At 54.9% G+C, this 16,763-nt stretch carries 18 protein-coding genes; 8 read left to right on the top strand and 10 right to left on the bottom strand.

The window, feature by feature from the left end; all coding sequences use genetic code 11:
* Positions 1-124: 124 nt before the first annotated feature.
* From ACT3RQ_RS14055 to dctP, 3 genes are read right to left on the bottom strand one after another with little or no spacing between them, the layout of a single operon-like run.
* Positions 125-1,459 (bottom strand): TRAP transporter large permease, encoded by a 1,335-nt coding sequence (locus ACT3RQ_RS14055; protein ID WP_444680692.1) that lies wholly within the window; start codon positions 1,457-1,459, stop codon positions 125-127.
* Positions 1,456-1,959 carry a TRAP transporter small permease subunit gene (locus ACT3RQ_RS14050; RefSeq protein WP_193056823.1) on the bottom strand — a complete coding sequence of 168 codons (504 nt, stop codon included), beginning with the start codon at positions 1,957-1,959 and terminating at the stop codon, positions 1,456-1,458. Before ACT3RQ_RS14050 ends, ACT3RQ_RS14055 begins: the two co-directional genes overlap by 4 nt.
* A 60-nt stretch (positions 1,960-2,019) precedes the next feature.
* Positions 2,020-3,123, bottom strand: coding sequence for a TRAP transporter substrate-binding protein DctP (gene dctP, locus ACT3RQ_RS14045; RefSeq protein WP_444680691.1), 1,104 nt, complete (start codon positions 3,121-3,123; stop codon positions 2,020-2,022).
* 545 nt (positions 3,124-3,668) lie between these two features.
* Here dctP and ACT3RQ_RS14040 point away from each other — a divergent pair.
* Complete coding sequence (locus tag ACT3RQ_RS14040; protein ID WP_444680690.1) at positions 3,669-5,636, top strand: tRNA(Met) cytidine acetyltransferase TmcA; 1,968 nt, start codon at positions 3,669-3,671, stop codon at positions 5,634-5,636.
* A 39-nt stretch (positions 5,637-5,675) separates the two neighbouring features.
* Positions 5,676-7,142, top strand: coding sequence for an aminoacyl-histidine dipeptidase (locus tag ACT3RQ_RS14035; protein ID WP_444680689.1), 1,467 nt, complete (start codon positions 5,676-5,678; stop codon positions 7,140-7,142).
* A 68-nt stretch (positions 7,143-7,210) separates the two neighbouring features.
* Here ACT3RQ_RS14035 and ACT3RQ_RS14030 read toward each other — a convergent pair whose 3' ends face one another.
* Together ACT3RQ_RS14030 and ACT3RQ_RS14025 are read right to left on the bottom strand one after the other, a co-directional pair.
* The gene (locus ACT3RQ_RS14030) at positions 7,211-7,687 is read right to left on the bottom strand and encodes a Dps family protein (RefSeq protein ID WP_172117354.1); all 477 of its coding nucleotides are present in this window, start codon (positions 7,685-7,687) and stop codon (positions 7,211-7,213) included.
* 233 nt (positions 7,688-7,920) lie between these two features.
* Positions 7,921-9,060 carry a glycerate kinase gene (locus tag ACT3RQ_RS14025; protein WP_444680688.1) on the bottom strand — a complete coding sequence of 380 codons (1,140 nt, stop codon included), beginning with the start codon at positions 9,058-9,060 and terminating at the stop codon, positions 7,921-7,923.
* 121 nt (positions 9,061-9,181) lie between these two features.
* On the opposite strand from ACT3RQ_RS14025, the gene ACT3RQ_RS14020 reads away from it, so the two are divergent.
* Genes ACT3RQ_RS14020 through ACT3RQ_RS14005 form a run of 4 tightly spaced genes read left to right on the top strand, consistent with a single transcriptional unit; the run spans position 9,182 to position 11,901 of the window.
* Positions 9,182-9,742, top strand: a complete 561-nt coding sequence (locus tag ACT3RQ_RS14020; RefSeq protein WP_444680687.1) for a hypothetical protein — start codon at positions 9,182-9,184, stop codon at positions 9,740-9,742.
* Positions 9,739-10,113 carry a hypothetical protein gene (locus ACT3RQ_RS14015; protein ID WP_172117357.1) on the top strand — a complete coding sequence of 125 codons (375 nt, stop codon included), beginning with the start codon at positions 9,739-9,741 and terminating at the stop codon, positions 10,111-10,113. Before ACT3RQ_RS14020 ends, ACT3RQ_RS14015 begins: the two co-directional genes overlap by 4 nt.
* Before the next feature lie 53 nt (positions 10,114-10,166).
* Positions 10,167-10,799, top strand: a complete 633-nt coding sequence (locus tag ACT3RQ_RS14010; protein ID WP_264298632.1) for a DUF1007 family protein — start codon at positions 10,167-10,169, stop codon at positions 10,797-10,799.
* 55 nt (positions 10,800-10,854) lie between these two features.
* Positions 10,855-11,901, top strand: a complete 1,047-nt coding sequence (locus ACT3RQ_RS14005; RefSeq protein ID WP_444680686.1) for a nickel/cobalt transporter — start codon at positions 10,855-10,857, stop codon at positions 11,899-11,901.
* Positions 11,902-11,907: 6 nt separating this feature from the next.
* Here the strand turns inward: ACT3RQ_RS14005 and ACT3RQ_RS14000 are convergent, their stop codons facing one another.
* Positions 11,908-12,327: an HIT domain-containing protein gene (locus ACT3RQ_RS14000; RefSeq protein WP_193053317.1), complete on the bottom strand. Its 420-nt coding sequence runs from the start codon at positions 12,325-12,327 to the stop codon at positions 11,908-11,910.
* A 188-nt stretch (positions 12,328-12,515) separates the two neighbouring features.
* Here ACT3RQ_RS14000 and ACT3RQ_RS13995 point away from each other — a divergent pair, with 188 nt between their 5' ends.
* Positions 12,516-12,647: an entericidin A/B family lipoprotein gene (locus ACT3RQ_RS13995; RefSeq protein WP_087105855.1), complete on the top strand. Its 132-nt coding sequence runs from the start codon at positions 12,516-12,518 to the stop codon at positions 12,645-12,647.
* A 131-nt stretch (positions 12,648-12,778) separates the two neighbouring features.
* Entirely contained in the window at positions 12,779-13,096 is a 318-nt protein-coding gene (locus ACT3RQ_RS13990; RefSeq protein WP_444680685.1) for an I78 family peptidase inhibitor, read from the top strand.
* Here ACT3RQ_RS13990 and ACT3RQ_RS13985 read toward each other — a convergent pair.
* The 4 genes from ACT3RQ_RS13985 to ACT3RQ_RS13970 all read right to left on the bottom strand — a co-directional run bounded on the left by ACT3RQ_RS13985 (position 13,093) and on the right by ACT3RQ_RS13970 (position 16,692).
* Positions 13,093-13,698, bottom strand: coding sequence for a LysE family translocator (locus ACT3RQ_RS13985; protein WP_172117361.1), 606 nt, complete (start codon positions 13,696-13,698; stop codon positions 13,093-13,095). The genes ACT3RQ_RS13990 and ACT3RQ_RS13985 overlap by 4 nt on opposite strands.
* Positions 13,691-14,695: an ion transporter gene (locus ACT3RQ_RS13980; RefSeq protein WP_441677295.1), complete on the bottom strand. Its 1,005-nt coding sequence runs from the start codon at positions 14,693-14,695 to the stop codon at positions 13,691-13,693. The genes ACT3RQ_RS13985 and ACT3RQ_RS13980 overlap by 8 nt, the downstream gene beginning before the upstream one ends.
* Positions 14,696-14,814: 119 nt before the next feature.
* Positions 14,815-15,330, bottom strand: coding sequence for an acyl-CoA thioesterase (locus ACT3RQ_RS13975; protein ID WP_172117363.1), 516 nt, complete (start codon positions 15,328-15,330; stop codon positions 14,815-14,817).
* A 51-nt stretch (positions 15,331-15,381) separates the two neighbouring features.
* A complete protein-coding gene (locus ACT3RQ_RS13970; RefSeq protein WP_172117364.1) occupies positions 15,382-16,692 on the bottom strand; it encodes a short-chain fatty acid transporter in 1,311 nt (436 codons plus the stop codon).
* Positions 16,693-16,763: the final 71 nt, after the last annotated feature.

Here is a 16,763-nt window from a genome sequence, read left to right as displayed (position 1 = left end):
CATCAATATCGAGCAATGTCTGTTGAATAGGCAAAAAAATCCGGTATCCAATGAAGGATACCGGATTTTCTTAGAGCCTTCGGTCATAACCGAACAGCATTACGGCTAAGAGCGGGGTGGCCGGTTAATAGCCGACCATCAAGCTGGGTAAGCCCGTGACGAGCCAGGGGAAAGAGGCCATCAGCAAGCAAGCCAACAGGATAAGCGCCACAAACGGCACCACGGCTTTATACAAATCGACAATCTCCACACCGGGCGGAGCCACGCCTTTCAGGTAGAACAGGGCATAGCCAAACGGTGGGGTAAGAAACGAAGTTTGCAGCACCACGGCCACCATGACGACAAACCACAGCGGATCAATGCCCATCTGCTGGATGATCGGCAGCATGATGGGAAAGCTCAGCAGTACGATGCCGGTCCAGTCCAGGAACATACCCAGCACAAATACCAGCAGTAGCATCATGATCAACGCGCCGGTATTGCCGCCGGGCATGGCCAGCAGCAGGTCTTGAATAACCTGCATGCCGCCACCGCGCGAGAACACGCCGGTAAACGCGGTCGCGCCGACCAGCACCAGCATTACCATGGTGGTGGTTTTACCCGCCTCTAACAGCGTTCTAAAGCAAGTGGATAGCCTCCTGTCACCAAAGATTAAAAACAAAATGAATGCGATAAAAACGCCAATTGCTGAGGCTTCTGTGGCGGTGGCAATCCCGGTAAACAGCGCGCCAAGTACCCCAAGGATCAACGACATGGGCGGCACCACGTACTTGCCCAGCATGATTAAAAGCTGCTGGGTGCTAACTTCCGCGCGTTCCTCCTTGGGCACTGGCGGGCCGTAAGACGGTTTAAAGTGGCAGATCAGCAGTACGTAAAGTGCATACATAGCGCCCAGCATTAACCCTGGCACCATGGCGCCCGCAAACAGTGCGCCTACCGATACCGGCGAGTAGCTGGCCATCAGGATCAGCATGATGCTGGGCGGAATCAAAATACCCAAACAGCCGCTGGCCATGATTACGCCTGCGCTTAGCTCCTTGTTATAGCCGTACTTGAGCATCGGCACTAAGGCGATCATACCCATTACCGCGATGGACGCGCCAACAATGCCGGTCGTCGCGGCCAAGAGTACCGACACGATTACCACGGTCAGCGCCAATCCGCCACGTAGGTTGGCCAGCAGCAGGCGCATGGCATCAAACATTCGCTCGGTAACCCCGGAGTCGTTTAGAAAGCGCGCCATGAGTATAAAAAGCGGTATCGCCACGAGTACGTAGTTATCCATGGCGTTACCATAGATATTGTTGATCAGCGTGCCCAACACCCGCTCACCGGGGCCTAAAAACGCGCCAATCACTGCTACACCACCTAACACAAATGCCAGTGGGTGGCCCATGAAAAGTCCCACCAGCAGGCCGCCAAACATCACCAGGGCGAGCAATTCAGGACTCAGGTTCATGCCGGGGCCTCCTGACGCAACTGTATAATAGCGCGCAGTACAATAGCGATGGCCTGCAGGAGCAGCAGCACTGCCGCCAGCACAATCACGCCTTTAATGGGATACACCGGAATCGACACCATACCGTAGGTGGTTTCGCCGCGGCTAAAAGCGCGCTCGAAAAACAGCCATCCGTACTTGAGCAGCATCCAGATAAAGGGCACAAAGAAAATCAAATACCCGAATAGAGTGAGCAGCGCCTGCTTTTTGCGCGATAACAGGCGCTTTAAAACGTCGACTTCTACATGGACGTGGTGGCGCAGACCATAAGCCGCCATCAGCATAAAGTGCGCCCCAAACAGCATTTTGGTGATATCAAATGCCCAGTCGCTGGGTCGGCCAAACAAGAAGCGCGAGGTAATGTCATAAAGCACGATAAGGGTAATGACGGCGATCAAGGGGGCTATCAGGCGTCCAAAGGCTTCGTTAATCGTATCAATGGCCTGGGCAATCGCATTCATGAAAGATCTCCGATCAGCACAACAAACGCCCCGGCATGGCCGAGGCGAAACATGAGCGCCTTACAGGCAGGCTTCGATCTCTTCCAATGACGGCAAATTATCCATGGTTCGGCTCATGTTGAAGGGGGCGGAAACGTCACGCCATGTCGCATAATCCTGCAAATAGGTAATCATGGAGTGATAGACCTTGGCATGATCGGGATTTTCACAGGCGCCTTGCACGATCACCTGATTGGTCACTTCCTGAATGCGTGCAAGATCTTCTTCTGAAAACTGGTTAATGGTCACCTCGGCATCAATAAACTTCTGGGTAGCCGCGTTGGACTCAAATTCAGACCAGGCCAGCGACCAAGCCATTGTGGCATCCGCGGCGATACGTAATTTCTCTTGGGTTTCCTCGGAAAGTGCATCCCAAGCATCTTTATTAATCATTACGCCAAAGACGCTGGCCGACTGATGCCAGCCCGGCGTGGCCCAGTTATCGGCGACTTCGGCGAAGCCTGCATTGTAGTCAACACCGGGTGTTGAGAATTCACCAGCGTCAATCACTCCGCGCTCTATCGCCTGGTAAATTTCACCCCCTGCAAGCGTTACTTGAGAGCCACCCAGCTGTTCCAGTACGCGCCCTTGGTCACGGCCTGAAAGACGCAAACGCTTGCCCTCAAGGTCAGCAATACTTGCAATGGGGGTGCGGCCCATAAATCCGGACTCGTTGTTAGTAATACCGTAGGGCAGATACATCATGTTGAACTGGCCATAAATATCTTCATAGAGTTCACGCCCGCCCCATTGCTGAATCCAGTTAAGGTAATCAACGCCGTTAAATAGGCTTGTAGTAGTGGCTAGTGGTGAAAAAGCAGGATTTAAGCCTGCCCAGTAACCTGGCCAATCGCCTGCAGCTTCTATGCTGCCGGTTTCAGTCGCATCAAACACTTCGGTGCCAGGCATCAGAGTGCCTCCGGCCCGGAAACTAATTTGTAGTTCATCACCTGCCAATTTATTCACCAGCTCAACCCAATGCTGGTCAATCTTGATGAGGTCAAGGTTGTCAGGCCATGTGGAAGTCATTGTCCACTGCTCTTGTGCTTGTGCTGTCGTAGCGAGTGCGGCTAACGTCACGCTTGCCGCCAGACTGGTAAGGCTGAATCGAGTGATCATTTTCATGTTATTTTTCCTGGTTGGCATAAGGCATTGTTAGTATTTGTTACCGTGATGCAGGAAAGCGTAGCTAAGAAGTTGACGCGTACGTAAAGTGGCGATGCTTCAAGAGTAAGTTAGCATACTCTCCCCGCTGCGGCGCAATATCAGTAAGCCAAGTAAATAAACACTCAATTTTTCATTTATTAAGACAATATTTTATTTTAAATCAATTGCTTGCTGTTTTTGTTTGCACATTTTGTAAAACGTGTTGAGGCTATAAACGTTGAAAATTGATATTTTGTTCAACCAAAGTCTTAACCAAGGGGCGTGTGCCAGGAGTCGTGATGCCAGGGTTGTCATCACCAGCCAGATTGACGAGAACGTTAAGCATGATTAGTGAGCGGCCAGTTCAAACACTAGTTACCCATTCCAGGCGGCTGGAGAGGAGGCGTTGGCGTCAACTGGTATGGCTAGTCGGTAGGCCTTGCGAATGCCGTGCTCACGCGCATCGTCTATGGCAGGCTGCTAACTGGACAGCACCTTTATGGGTTGCTCATCAGGCCGATGATGTGCCCGTTGCGCCCTGGATAACGCCCCGTAAGGCGCGCACGCGTTTAGGTGCAGAGCATCAGCTCATCGTGCTGGATGCCAGTGGTGAGGCGGGCTTTGATCCTGACGCGCTAGGCGCGCTGGCAGGCACGTTGATAGCGGGAGGCTTGCTGGTGCTTATTACTCCCAAGCCTTGGGGTCGTCATCCGGACCCGGATTACGCGCGTTTTGCTGACCACCCTTGGCACTGGGAGCAGTTAACGTCGCACTATCTGGCGCGATTGGCTCGCCTGCTTCATGAGCGTACAGATGTTATCCCTTGGCATGCCCCAGGAGTGCCAAAGCTTCCCCGTTTACCCGCCAGCACGAATTGTCCACAGAGCGTTAGCGATAGCGCGTGTCTCACGGCGGATCAATCGGCTATCGTTGCCCAGCTTGTACGTTTGAAGCGCCGCCGCCCAGTGGTGATTACCGCTGATCGTGGGCGGGGTAAAAGTGCCGCGCTTGGGATCGCTTGCGCACGCCTTTTAGAAAATGGAACCTCGAATATCATTGTGACAGCTCCCAGGTTAAGCGCCGTGGAGAGTCTGTTCGCTCGGCTTGAAGCCCTGTGCCCTGACGGAGCGCGCATCGCCCCAGGGCGCTTTCAACTCGCAGATAACCGCGAGCTGAGCTTTTTGCCCCCGGATGTACTGACCGAGCACGTTGCGGCCAAACAGTTGGGAGGCGATGGCAGCTATTTAATGGTGGATGAAGCCGCGGCGATTCCTGCTGCCTTGTTAGGCCAGTGGCTGGCGGCGTTTCCGCGTATTGCGTTTGCGACCACCGTTGATGGCTACGAAGGTTCAGGGCGAGGGTTTGCCTTGCGCTTTAAAGACGTATTGACCCGGCTGACGCCGCAATGGAAAGCCTTGACGCTGGACACCCCCATTCGCTGGAGTGCCGGTGATCCTCTTGAAGCCGCGATCAACCGGTTGCTGCTACTCAAGGCGCCTTTGCCAGCCTTGGGGCAACGTGACAATTACGCGGATAACTCATATACACTCGAACGTGCCTGCCTTGCCCAGGAGGAAGCTGCTCTTGAAGCGCTGTTTGGCCTGTTGGTGCAGTCTCACTACCGGACCTCTCCAAGTGACGTGCGTCAGCTGTTAGACGGACCCGGAACCACGCTGCGTCTACTGGGGCACAAACATGCCCCTCAAGCGGTTCTGGTGGCACGAGAAGAGGGCGGTTTTGATGCCTCGCTTGCCGAGCAAGTCGCACGGGGCGAGCGCCGCCCGCAAGGGCATTTGATGGCGCAGTCGCTGGCCGCCCACATGGGCAGCCGTACAGCACTGACCGCCCGTTGGCGGCGTGTCGTGCGTATCGCCACTCATCCAGAGCGCCGCCGGGAAGGCCTGGGGCAACAGCTTATTGCCGAGGATGTTCAGGAGGCCGCGCAGCAAGGCATTGCGCTTTATGGCGCCACCTTCGGCGCCGAAGCGTCGCTACTACGCTTCTGGCTTGCCCAAGGGTTTCAGCCCGTGCGGCTGGGCATCACCCGTGAAGCGGCTACCGGGGAATTTGCGGTGATGGTTGCCAAAGCGCTGAACGTTGAGGGGCGCGCGGTACTGCATTCGTTAACGGCAGGGTTCAGCGCAGCGCTGCCCAGCTTGCTGGCCTTTGAATTAACCACGCTGCCCGCCGAGGTAGTCACACTGTTACTACGCGGGCTGCCTTCTGCACCGCTAACCGCAAAGGAGCGCCAAGCCATCAACGATGTCGCCTATGCGCATCGTGACCCGGCGCTGGCGCGGCCTGCGCTACAAGCGCTGGCGCGAGAAGCCAGCCACGTGCCCTCATCAGGCATGGCAACCGCGCATCACCAACTGGCGGCGTGGGCCTTTCAAAACCAGCCTTTAGCCGCTGCGCATAATGCGTCCGTTCGTGCACTACGCCAAGCGGTGGGGCAGGTGGCATCAATGCATGCTTTTCCCTCGTCGCCTTGAGGAGTAAAGTGGGTCGGTTACCGATAATGAAGAGCTTTTATGAACGCACATTTAGACGCGTTAACGCCGCCTATCGTTTGGCGCCATTTTCGTACGCTGTGTAATACGCCGCGCCCTTCTGGCCAGGAAGCTGCGTTGGTCGCGATACTAGAAGCCTGGGCCGATGCTCAAGGGCTTGCTCACGACCGCGATAGTTTTGGCAATTTACGCATTTGTAAGCCGGCATCACCTGGTTGTGAACACGCCCCAGGGGTTATTTTGCAGGGCCATCTGGATATGGTGGCCCAGGCCAATGCTGACAGCGCCCATGATTTTTCGCGTGATCCAATAAGCACCTACGTCGCCGATGGTTGGCTGCATGCTGAGGGTACGACGCTCGGGGCTGACAACGGAATGGGCGTAGCGGCTATTCTTGCCGTGCTAGAGGATGCAGAGCTTACTCATGGCCCGCTTGAAGCGCTGTTTACTCTGGAAGAAGAGACCTCAATGGGAGGCGCGCTGAACCTGGCAGAGAACTGGCTGAAAGGCTCATTGCTGCTTAACCTGGACAGTGAAGACCGCGGTGAAGTGTATATCGGCTGCGCGGGCGGTGGCGATGTGGTGGTGGATGCCCAGCTACCCGTTGCCAAGCTACGCGACGATGAGCAACTGGTCGAGATTGCACTGACAGGCCTTAAAGGCGGCCATTCAGGCATGGATATCCACAAGCCGCTGGGCAATGCCAATCGCCTGCTGGTGCGTGCGCTGCGTACCCTTGAGGGGTTTGATGGGCGGCTGGTTAGCTACCACGGCGGCACGCTGCGTAATGCGATTCCTCGTGAAGCGTTTGCTCAGCTGGCCTTGCCCGCTGACGAAATGGATGCCGCCTTCGACGCGCTAAAAGCGCTGGAAAGTACCCTGCGTGCCGAGCTTGGTAGTGGCGATAGCGGTCTGGTGCTGACGGCAACGCGTGCGGTGAATAATGCGTCAGTAGACCCGCTAACCCTGGACGCCAGTGCCATGTTGGTGGCCGCGCTTCACGCAGCGCCCTGCGGCGTCGAGCGCATGAGCGCTGATGTGCCCGGTGTTGTTGAAACGTCCAATAATCTGGGCGTACTCAGCCTGAAAGAGGGCCGTTTGCATCTGTGTGCGCTGGTGCGCTCCTTGCACGATACCGCAATGATCGCTTTGGCCGACCGTTTTGAGGCACTGTTTGGGTTGATTGGCGCACGTGTCCGTGTCGAGAATAGCTACCCCGGTTGGGCGCCGAATCCTGGCAGTGCGCTGTTAGCGATTTTTAACAAACGCCATGCCGCGCTGTTTGGGAAAGAGCCCGCTGTTAAGGTCATTCATGCGGGGCTTGAGTGCGGTATTCTGGGCAGTAAATATCCCCACCTGGATATGATCTCGTTTGGCCCGCTGATTCGTGGAGCTCACTCCCCGGATGAGCGGGTGGAGCTTGCATCGGTCGATGAGTTCTGGCGTATGCTGCGCGCGTTGATGGAAGACCTCGCTCAGAAAGGCTAGTCTCAGCTAAACAAAAACGGCACCGCGAGGGTGCCGTTTTTTGCATCTATCGCTAAGAAGAGCGCGTATCACTTACCGAGATAGGCGTTCAGCATCCAGATGGTTTTTTCCTGCTCGCGAATGTAGTCGCTGGCTAGTGAGGCTGTCCCTTCATCATCAGCGTCAGAGGCGAGTGAGAGCACTTCGCGCTGAAGCTCAATCAGGACCTGGTATCCTTTGATAATGCCGTTAACGCAGGCTTTGCCGTCGTGTACGTCTTTATCTTCCTGAATATGCGAAAGCGTGGCGTAGTCACTGTAGGCATGTACCGGCTTGTGACTCAGGGTGAGGATACGCTCGGCGACTTCATCTACCTTGGTCAGCAGGTCCGTGTAAAACTCTTCAAACTTGGCGTGCAGTTCAAAAAAGTCGCTACCCTTCACGTTCCAGTGGTAGCCGCGCACGTTCATGTAAAAAATCTGATAGTTCGCCAGCAGGTGGTTGAGTTTCTCGGCAAGCTGGCTGGCACTGCCTTCATGAAGGCCGATGCTATTGGTATCGGTCATGCTGTCTCTCCTTGTTGGAGCCGTGTAGCACGGCTATCAAATCGTTTGATTAGCATAAAACGCTGCTGGAACATTGCAAAACAGGTTTTTTGCATCGTACTCATAGCGTTATGACATTACCGTGACGGCAACACCGCCCGGTTTTAATAACTGGATCTTAAAACGGAGCATGTATCGACGTGGCTTTCACGAATGCTGCCTAACAACAGTAATGCTGCCGTTCGAGATGTTTTTCAAGGGGCCGTCGGGGTTAACCATAAACGAATAATTGTTTCACAGCGTGCCGCCAGCAACTCGGCTGTTCTGGGTAAAGCCTGTTCCAGTGTCATGGGACCATCGGCCAAGGCAAAGGCAGCGGTTACACCTTCATCAAGACAGGCTTGCCAGCCATCGCCCAAGCTGCCCGCTAAAATAACCACTGGTTTACCCAAGCGCTTGGCCGCACGGGAAACGCCAATGGGTGTTTTGCCCGACATGCTTTGTCCATCCAGGCGTCCCTCACCGGTAATGATCAGGTCAGCGTTATCGAGCAGAGTGGGCATATTCGCGTGCTGCATAATCAATTCGATGCCCGGTTTTAGCGTCGCGTTAAGAAACGCGCTGGCTGCAAACCCCATTCCGCCTGCGGCACCTGCGCCGGGCAGGTCTCGGTAGTCCTGCGCCAACGTGCTGGCGCAAATGTCGGCAAAGCGGGCAAGCGCCAAGTCAAGCTGAGCTACCTCTTCAGGGGAGGCGCCTTTTTGAGGGCCAAATACCGCACTGGCGCCCCGTTCACCCAGCAGTGGGTTATCCACATCCACCGCTGCTTCCACGTTGAGTGAGGCCAAGCGTGGGTCCAGCCCAGAAATATCCAGCGATTCAAGGCCTGCAAGCGCAGCACCGCCTGGCGCAAGTGGCTTGCCATGTGCATCCTGAAACCTGGCGCCCAGGGCTTGTAGCATGCCAGCACCGCCATCGTTGGTGGCGCTTCCTCCTAGCAGTAGCAGTACGTTTTCGGCGCCCTGGTTAAGCGCTGCGAGAAATAACTCGCCTACCCCAAAGGTGGAGGTTTGTAGCGCGTTGCGCTCTTGAGGGCTTAAGTGTTGTAATCCGCTGGCTTCTGCCAGTTCGATAAACGCGGTACGCTGTTCGCTAAGCCAACCCCAGGCGGCATCGCGGGGTCGTCCAAGTGCATCGTGAACCGTTTGATAGCACCGCTTGGCACCGGTTGCGGCAATTAATGCATCCAGACTTCCTTCGCCACCATCAGCCAACGGGCAGCAGTGTGTTTGCGCGCCGGGGACCGCACTACGTACGCCTTTAGCCATCGCCTTGGCTGCTAATTCAGCGCTTAGGGCGTCTTTAAAACTATCGGGGCAAAGCAGGATATTCATCGCACAATCTCCGCAAATGACGGTCTCTAATCTATTGTAATGATGAGAGGAGCTTAACGCGCTGCTTGCTGATAGACCAGTTGCTGATAGACCCGTTGTGATCATCGCTCGAGGATCTAACATGAAGTCGATACCGATTAGCTTAACCTGCCTGCTGGCGCTGGCTGGCTGCCAGGTGACGCCAGACCGTCTGCCCCAGGCCGAGCCTGCCCCCTCAGCGGCCTGCTATTTTTCTAACAGTGCTGAAAGAGACTCCCAGGAAGTGCTTCGCCAAAGCGTTGCGCTGCTCACCGAATCGGGATTTGAACTGAATTCGACGGATGCGACGTTAGGCCTGGTCACTGCTAGCCGCACCCAAGCGCTGCGTGGCTATTACGATCCTTATGATAACGCCTACGGTTATGGTCGCGGCATACGTGCCTTCGGCGGGTTTGGATTGGGAGGCGGCGGCGGTATCGGCATCGGAATGGGCTTTGGGGGCGGGCTGCAACAGCAGCCAGTCGAGGTCGAACGGGTCTCACTCCTGATCCACGACGACCATATTCGTATCTCGCGCGATATCCGCCGCTTCGACCATCTGGGCGATATGCGGGAGTCGTACAGTGCGAGCAACGATGATTTTTGTCAGCGCTTTCAAACGGCGCTTGAGCAATACAGGATGCCAACCGGGAGAGGGTTATGAGGCGAGGCCGTTGGGATATCAGGTGGGTAGGCGTGATGCTTTTGAGTACATGGCTTACCGGCTGCGCAACGACGTCGCCGTCTGTCCCGCGTGAGCTTGTCTATCCAGCCTCGGTCGATACGACGTTTCGAAGTGCTGTTGAGCTGATGATGAAGCAAGGGTACGTGATACGCCATGCCGATTTGACCCTGGGGCGTGCAGAAGCCTCGCTAGCCCGCTGGCCTGAATACCGTTTGCAACTGCAGGTGAGTGAAGCCGGGAGTGGTAGCCAGGTGAGTGTCATGGCTTGGCGTGGCAATCAACCATTGGCGCCTTATTTATTGGATCCGTGGCTAGTGGATTTACAAGCAACGTTGGGATTAGCACCGTGAAGCAGTGTGGTGATCAAAGAGTAAGTACTTTTTATAGCGGCAAATGTTGGGCGCTGGGCGCTGGATTGATCGGCTTGCTGATGAGCCCGCTTGCAACCGCACATCCGCATGGCTGGATTGATTTCAGTATCCGAGTCATGACCGACGAGGAGGGCGTTGTGCGCGGGTTGCATCACGCATGGCGGATGGACCCTTTTTATAGCCTGGTGGTGTTTGAAGAGCTCCAGCATGTGGATGGCGTTAGCCTGGAGGTTGGGCTTGACCGGTTAGGCACTGAAATACGCGATAATCTTGCGGGTCAGCACTACTTTACAGACGTTCGTCTGGATGGCGAGCCGTTGGCATTGGGCGAGGTAACCGAATACACGGCCAGGGAGCATGACGGGCGGCTTAGCTTTACGTTTATCCTCCCGCTACAAACGCCCCAACCCTTGGCGGGCCACGTGCTTGATTATCAAATATACGATCCAACGTATTATATCGAGATGGTTCATGAGTCAGAAAATAACCAGCCTAAAGACGACGCCTTGGTGCTGCACGGGGAACCTGCCTGCGAGCTAAGCATCTTAATCGCCGAACCTGACCCTGAGCTGGTCCTGCAAGCTGCTCTGCTGGACCAGGATGAGGAAGCCGAACCAGGGCTTGGACGGTTTTTTGCCGAAACAGGGCGTGTTGATTGCCGCTAATCACAAGCTGCAGACCCGACGAATTCTATGAATGTATGAAATAAGGTAGTGCTTTATGCGATCACTCGTTATGCGCAGGCCCATTATGCTGATTGCGCTATTAGCACTTGCTGCTGGGGCAGTGATATTTTTATGGGAAGGGGGATTACAGGGCACAAGCTACCAGATGCTGGCTTGGCAGCGGAGCTTTAACCGCTCGCTCACGCTGGCGATTACCGAGCTTGCCCGCGAACCTTCTCAAGCCACCTGGTGGGTATTATTGAGCGTCAGTTTTGGTTACGGCGTTTTTCACGCGGCAGGGCCTGGGCACGGGAAGGCGGTGCTGGCAACGTATCTGGCCTCTCATGGTGGCGCCGTGCGACGCGCGCTAGGACTTTCGTTTGCCGCGTCGCTGTTGCAAGGCGTGACTGCCATCGTCATGGTGGCCATTCTGGTGCACGGCCTGGGGTGGCTAACGCGTCAGGCCATGGGCAGTGTTGTTTGGGTTGAGCAGGCCAGTTTTTTACTCATAACGCTATTGGGTGTTTGGCTATGCGTTCGGGCTTACAAGCAGCTGCGCCGCGCTTATCAGCCTATTGCGTTTTATCCGGTTCAGCACGACCACGGCAATGGCCATCATCTCCATCACGACCACAGTCATGGCCACCACCACCACCACCACCACCACCACTGCTGTGGCGGCGCGCATCATATCGAACCCGAGCAAGCGTTGGATTGGCGTACCGCCATCATGACGGTCGGTGCGATTGGTATGCGTCCTTGCAGTGGCGCGGTACTTTTACTCGGCGCCGCCAGCCTATTGGGGCAGTTTTATATTGGCGTTTTATCGGTACTGGCCATGTCGTTGGGTACAGGAATGACGGTGTCGGCGTTGGCGCTTGCCAGCGTGTTTGCACGCCGCTGGGCAACGCGGCGTTTAGCCAGGCAGCAGCACGCTTCTCAGTCGGCGCATAAAGTGGTGGGCTGGGCGGCGCTTGCCGGCGGCATATTGATTGTTCTATTGGGCGTTATGCTTGTCACGACGAGTGTTTCTCAACCTGCCGGGGCGCCCTTGCTTGGCGAGCCGCCCGCAAGGCAAAGCAGCCCGCTTTTAAGGCCCTGACAGCAGCTAAGCGTTTAAGCGGTCAATATGCGCAATAAGTTGATCGCGCAGGTCGGCAAGTGACTCCAACTCATACGGTTCGGCGCTGCCATTGCCCCATACCGGCGCAGGCCAAGTGGCATCAGCTTGGTGGCGCACGACCACGTGGATATGCAGCTGTTTGACGACGTTGCCCAAGGTGGCGATATTCAGTTTATCGCCCTCGAAGAGGGTTTTCATCACGCTGCCCAGTTGGGTGGCTTCCCGCCATAGCTGGGCCTGGTCAGGCTCGGAAAGCTCAAATACTTCGCTGATATTATTCAGCCGAGGCACCAGAATCACCCAAGGATAGCGCGCATCATTCATTAACAGCACACGGCAAAGTGGCAGGTCGGCGATGGGGAAGGTGTCAGCGTCCAGACGTTGGTCGAGAGTGAAATCGTTCAAAGAGCGCGCTCCAGGTAGTCTTCAATGGTGTATATGATAGCCGATGCTTTGGGTAGATGACGCGGTGTAGGGAGCAACCTTCGGGAAAACAGGCGAAATTACCCAAACACTGTTACGCTAAAAGTACCCCTTGGAAAGGGTAGGCGCTACCAGAGGCGCTGTTGCTAGACACGTTAAGGAGAACTCAAATGAAAAAGCTTTTAGCGACTGGTTTTATTCTACTTATGACAGCAGGCGCGTTGGCCGGTTGTAACACGGTGGCTGGCGCAGGCCAGGATGTGGAAAGAGGCGGCCAGGCCGTTCAGGACGCCGCAAGCTAAGGTCCATGAACCCTTGACGATGTTGAGTGGGCCAGGCAATTGCCTGGCCCACTGTGTGTTTGGCCTGCAGGTTAATAATCATTCGGGGTAGGTTTATGAATACGTGGCGATCCACTTATGGGTTTCAGTACATGAAATTATTAGCCGCCAGCGGCGGCATTATTCTGCTTTCTGCATGCGCTGCCGGTTCTGACACGGCTAGAACGTCGGGTTCGGGCGATCAAAATGGCCAACCGGTATCCATGGACAGCTGCGATACCGCCTCAATTCGCTACGCCATAGGCGAGGCCTTCGATGAAGCGAACGTTTCGCAGTTGCAAAGCGAAAGTCAGTCGCGCCAGGTGCGCGTGCTACGTCCAAGCGATGTGGCCACTATGGACCACCGGCCGGACCGCTTGAATATCCATGTTGATAGTAATGAAACGGTCGAAGCTTTACGCTGCGGTTAGCGCAATATCAGCACTACACAAGCGGCGGTGAGCACTCCCATGGTGACGTTAAATATTCGCCAGGCACCGTCGCTTTTAATCCAATGACCGATCGCCATGCCAAACCCCGCCCATAGCGCCAAACAGGGGAAGGCAACCAGCTCTACAAAACCCACCAGGATTAACGCGTTTGCAACGGTTGAACCCTGATCAGGAATAAACCCCGCGATTAACGCAAGCCCCATGACCCACGCCTTGGGATTGGCGAATTGAAACGCGGCGGCCTGCCAGAAGGTAAGGGGTACGCTGTGTGCCTTGCTCTTTAAATCAGGCGGTGGCGCGCTGGCAATTTTCCATGCGAGGTAGAGCAAGTAAGCACTGCCTAACCAGCGCAGGGCGAACTGTAGGGAAGGATAGCGCTCAAACAGCACGCCTAACCCCAAAGCAATACTGAAAAACAGCAAAAAGCAGCCGCCGACAATACCCACCATATGTGGCAGCGTGCGTTTAAAGCCAAAGTTGGCGCCTGACGCGGTCAACATAATGTTATTAGGGCCGGGCGTTAGGGTCATCGACATCATGTAAAGGGCGGCTGGCCCAAGAATAACCCACTGACTATTCATAACGATCCTTCCAACGCTGGCGATTCACCTGCTCTTTAAGCATTTCAAGCATATCGTAAAGCACCAATTCTGTGATTCGTTGGCTGCCTTCATCGACGGTCAGCCAGCTGTTAAAGCCGCTCTCTGCGGTGCGTTCAACCACTTGCCTAAACTCGGGAGAATGGATACCCAGCGCAAGCTCATCCACTAACCGTTGGGCAACGCCGCTAATAGATGCCTGCATGGCATTCGTGGCGGTTTGGCCCATCGGCAGGCGGTGCAAGCGCTGAATCTCGGGGCTTTCACGTAGCGTGCGGCTTACAAGTTCATCAATGGCTTGCATCGCGTGCGTGCGATTTTGTTGGTACGCCTCGCCCACGGTACTTTCCAGACGCTGCACAATTTCACTAATCAACTGCTTTTTGCGCGGCATGATGACTCGGTCGACCACCCGCTCAGTTAGCGAGTCGCTGGACAGAATTTGCTGCTGTACATTGCCCAAAAGCCGTAGCGCGATACGATCAGAAAGTTCTTCAAGCAGGATATCGTAATATTTAAAGAAAAATTGATATATCGACCAGTGAGTAATATTAATAAGCCGCAGACGATGTAAGCGATGAAGTAATGACACCACACGCAGTATTCTGAGTAGGCGAAAACCGCTTAATGGAATACAGCCCAGAACGTCATACCAGTGCACAAAGGGGTAGAAAAACCAGCGATGATAGCGCCTTTCGGCTACGGCGACGGTCCAGCCCAGCAGAACATCGGCAACAAAAAAAGCGACAAAGAACAGATCAATCGTAAAAAAGCGGCTATGGACTTGGGTATCATAAAATGTATAAAAGGCGGGTGCCAGGCCTGCAATGGCCTGGTTAACAGGCTCGATTAAAAACAGTGAATCAAACAGCAAAAGCCCTAAATTAAGCACCACCGCGATGAGAATCAGTAAATCCCAGCCAATATGAGCGTACTCAACGGGCTTGGGCAATTGTGGGTAGCGCCGTCTGGTGGGCATGAAACCTCCTTGTGAATGGGTATTAAAGCAGCATCAAGCGCTTAGCCCACCTGATTCGGCCGCTGCCTGCGACGCCTCGTAATATCCGGGTTAGCCTATTAAGCCTGCGCCTGACAGTTTTAAGCCTGCGCCTGATAGTGCTGCTGGGTAAGTTTTTCTTCCTGCTCTGCCTGTTTACGATGCTTTTTTCGCAGTGCTGCTTTTTCAAAACGGAGCTGTTGAATAGGGGTGGTAAGCGTCAAAGGGGGAACGCTGGCGGGTTTTCCGTCAGGGTCCACCGCGACCATGGTGAGGTAGCAACTGTTGGTATGGCGGATGAGCTTATTACGGATATCTTCGGCGACCACCTTAATGCCGATCTCCATTGAGGAGCGACCAACATGGTTAACGCAGGCCAAAAAAGTGACGAGTTCGCCCACGTGAATGGGCTGTTTAAATAGCACCTGGTCGACGGAAAGGGTGACGACATAGTGGCCCGAATAGCGGCTGGCACAAGCGTAAGCGACTTCATCCAGTTTTTTAAGAATAGCGCCCCCGTGTACTTTACCGCTGAAGTTCGCCATATCGGGCGTCATTAGTACGGTCATTGACAGCTCATGCTGTCCTGGTAAGGCCGTGTGTGCGGCATCTGACATAACGTGTCCTTGGTTAACGCTGCCCGCCCTGTGGGGCGGGCAGATAAAAGCTTAGAACCAGACCAAGCCTATGGAAATAATCACCCCGGTGACAAACAGCTGAATCAGGCAGAAGCCCATAATATCTTTGGCTTTTAGGCCAGCGATGGCAAGCACCGGCAGCGCCCAGAAAGGTTGCAGCAAGTTAGTCCAGGCATCGCCCCAGGCAACGGCCATGGCCACCCGTGAGATATCGGCACCCAGCGCCTGGGCCGCTGGCAGCATCACGGGCGCTTGCACTGCCCACTGGCCGCCGCCGGAAGGCACAAACAGGTTAACAATGCCGGCGCTAATAAACGACCAAAAGGGCAGCGAGGTTGCTGTCGCAAACGAGATTAGCCACTCCGACATGCTTTGGGCCAAGCCTGACTGCACCATAATGGCCATAATGCCGGCATAAAACGGAAACTGAATAACGATGCCAGCGCCACCCTTAATGGCTTCGTTAAGGCTAATAAGCAAACTGCGTGGCGTGCGATGAAGTACGATAGCTAAAAACAGAAACAGAAAGTTCACGATATTCAGGTTTAAACCGCCGCCCCGAAGAATAAAGTGATCAAGCAGATACAAAAGCCCCGGCACGCCCACCAGTAGCGAAAGTACCAGGCTATTTTCGAGTTTTTCCGCCGGGCGGGTAATACGCTCCTTCGGCGCGGGGGCATCTTCAAGCAGCTTGCTATCGACATACACACTGTCTTTTTCGTCGGGCAGCATTAACCGATTAACCAGTGGTACCGCGATAAACAGACACACAACAATCGCCAGGTTAAAAAAGGCGAAGATCGTTGAGCCGGTGCCAATCACGCCAATCGCATCGGCAGTGAAGTGTCCTTCGGTGGCGATAGTCAGCGGCACGGAACCCGCAAGGCCACCGTGCCACACGATGAAGCCCGAGTAGGCACTCGCCACGAGCAAGCGGTAATCCACGCGTACCAACCGAGCTAACTCCTTGGCAAACAGTGCCCCCACCACCAGGCCAAATCCCCAGTTAATCCAGCTGGCCACAAGCGAGACCAGCGTCACCAGGATAATCGCGCCACCGGCACTTTTTGCCGTTCCGGCAAGCTTTTGCAGGATACGCTTCACGGGTGGTGAGCTTGCCAGCATAAAGCCGGTTACCAGGACCAGCAGCATTTGCATCGAGAAGGTTAACAAGCCCCAAAAGCCGTCTCCCCACATGCGCATCACCGCAAGGGGCGTTTGGCGCTCCACGGCAATGGCGGCAGCGGCCGCCACGATCGTCAGTAGCAAAACAAAAATATACGGGTCGGGTAGATAACGCTCAACCAGCTTAACCGCTGGTTTCGATATCATTTTTAGCATGGCAAGCTCTCTTGTTTGTTATAGGAAGTACATGGCTAATATACGGCGATGCGCCATGGCTTTCACATTTA

Source organism: Halomonas sp. AOP43-D1-4 (assembly GCF_052446175.1).
GTDB classification, from domain to species: Bacteria; Pseudomonadota; Gammaproteobacteria; order Pseudomonadales; family Halomonadaceae; genus Vreelandella; species Vreelandella citrativorans.
This window is presented reverse-complemented; position numbering and strand designations above follow the sequence as displayed.

What these genes read in the sequence shown, in the direction of transcription:
- ACT3RQ_RS14005 (WP_444680686.1), top strand. Translation starts at nt 10,855, where the DNA reads ATGCGATCACTCGTTATGCGCAGGCCCATTATGCTGATTGCGCTATTA.
- ACT3RQ_RS14015 (WP_172117357.1), top strand. Translation starts at nt 9,739, where the DNA reads ATGAGGCGAGGCCGTTGGGATATCAGGTGGGTAGGCGTGATGCTTTTG.
- ACT3RQ_RS14020 (WP_444680687.1), top strand. Translation starts at nt 9,182, where the DNA reads ATGAAGTCGATACCGATTAGCTTAACCTGCCTGCTGGCGCTGGCTGGC.
- ACT3RQ_RS13990 (WP_444680685.1), top strand. Translation starts at nt 12,779, where the DNA reads ATGAAATTATTAGCCGCCAGCGGCGGCATTATTCTGCTTTCTGCATGC.
- ACT3RQ_RS13970 (WP_172117364.1), bottom strand. Translation starts at nt 16,692, where the DNA reads ATGCTAAAAATGATATCGAAACCAGCGGTTAAGCTGGTTGAGCGTTAT.
- ACT3RQ_RS14025 (WP_444680688.1), bottom strand. Translation starts at nt 9,060, where the DNA reads ATGAATATCCTGCTTTGCCCCGATAGTTTTAAAGACGCCCTAAGCGCT.
- ACT3RQ_RS14050 (WP_193056823.1), bottom strand. Translation starts at nt 1,959, where the DNA reads ATGAATGCGATTGCCCAGGCCATTGATACGATTAACGAAGCCTTTGGA.
- ACT3RQ_RS13985 (WP_172117361.1), bottom strand. Translation starts at nt 13,698, where the DNA reads ATGAATAGTCAGTGGGTTATTCTTGGGCCAGCCGCCCTTTACATGATG.
- ACT3RQ_RS13995 (WP_087105855.1), top strand. Translation starts at nt 12,516, where the DNA reads ATGAAAAAGCTTTTAGCGACTGGTTTTATTCTACTTATGACAGCAGGC.
- ACT3RQ_RS14030 (WP_172117354.1), bottom strand. Translation starts at nt 7,687, where the DNA reads ATGACCGATACCAATAGCATCGGCCTTCATGAAGGCAGTGCCAGCCAG.
- ACT3RQ_RS14035 (WP_444680689.1), top strand. Translation starts at nt 5,676, where the DNA reads ATGAACGCACATTTAGACGCGTTAACGCCGCCTATCGTTTGGCGCCAT.
- ACT3RQ_RS14055 (WP_444680692.1), bottom strand. Translation starts at nt 1,459, where the DNA reads ATGAACCTGAGTCCTGAATTGCTCGCCCTGGTGATGTTTGGCGGCCTG.
- dctP (WP_444680691.1), bottom strand. Translation starts at nt 3,123, where the DNA reads ATGAAAATGATCACTCGATTCAGCCTTACCAGTCTGGCGGCAAGCGTG.
- ACT3RQ_RS13975 (WP_172117363.1), bottom strand. Translation starts at nt 15,330, where the DNA reads ATGTCAGATGCCGCACACACGGCCTTACCAGGACAGCATGAGCTGTCA.
- ACT3RQ_RS13980 (WP_441677295.1), bottom strand. Translation starts at nt 14,695, where the DNA reads ATGCCCACCAGACGGCGCTACCCACAATTGCCCAAGCCCGTTGAGTAC.